The following is a 790-nucleotide window of genomic DNA, read 5'->3' on the forward strand; positions in this document are numbered from 1 at the left end:
CTGTACGCACGGCAGGCGCGGCGGGTTGCACACGAGGTACGGAAACTTTTTCGGGGGCGCGGGGGCATGACGGAGGACGAGTTCGACGCGTTCTACGCCGCCGCCTTCCCCCGTCTCGTCGGCCAGCTGTACGCCCTGACCGGCGACCACGGCGAGGCCCAGGACGTCGTACAGGAGGCGTTCGTACGCGCCTGGGACCGGCGCCGGACCTTCCTCGCCGACGAGGCACCCGAGGCGTGGATACGTACCGTCGCCCTGCGCCTGGCCGTGAGCCGCTGGCGCCGGGCCAGGCGCTGGCTCGACCTCGTGCGCAGGAACCCGCCCGCCGACCGCCTCCCCGGCCCGGGACCCGAGCACACCGCCCTCGTCCAGGCGCTGCGCACCCTTCCGGAGGCGCAGCGCACCGCGGTCGTCCTGCACCATCTGTGCGACCTCAGCGTGGAGCAGGTAGCCTCCGAGACCGGCTCGCCCGTCGGGACGGTCAAGGCCCGCCTCTCGCGCGGCAGGGCGGCGCTCGCGGCCCGGTTGTCCGCCGAGCGGGCCGACGGGGGCGCGGGCGACGACGGGCGGAGCGCGAAGGAGAGTGGCCGTGTCCGATGACCTGACCGCCGCGCTCAAGGACCTGGCCGCGGGCCACCGCACGCCCCCTCCGGTGTCCGGCGCCGAGATCCGCCGCCGCGCCGTGACGCGCGGACGCCGCCGCCGAGCCCTCGCCGCGGGAACGGCCCTCGCCACGACGGCCCTGGCCGTGGTCCTCGGGTCCGGCCTCCTGACCGGCTCCGACGACGAC

The 790-nt window shown here is 76.1% G+C and carries 1 protein-coding gene and 1 pseudogene; both read left to right on the top strand.

What is annotated here, in order from left to right:
• The first annotated feature begins 66 nt into the window (after window positions 1-66).
• Complete coding sequence (locus AB8Z36_RS41445; protein WP_369218489.1) at window positions 67-600, top strand: SigE family RNA polymerase sigma factor; 534 nt, start codon at window positions 67-69, stop codon at window positions 598-600.
• Window positions 590-790: pseudogene (locus AB8Z36_RS41450) on the top strand (hypothetical protein); the annotation flags it as partial. The gene AB8Z36_RS41445 and the pseudogene AB8Z36_RS41450, both read left to right, overlap by 11 nt.

The organism is Streptomyces flavofungini, assembly GCF_041028215.1.
GTDB lineage: Bacteria > Actinomycetota > Actinomycetes > Streptomycetales > Streptomycetaceae > Streptomyces > Streptomyces flavofungini_B.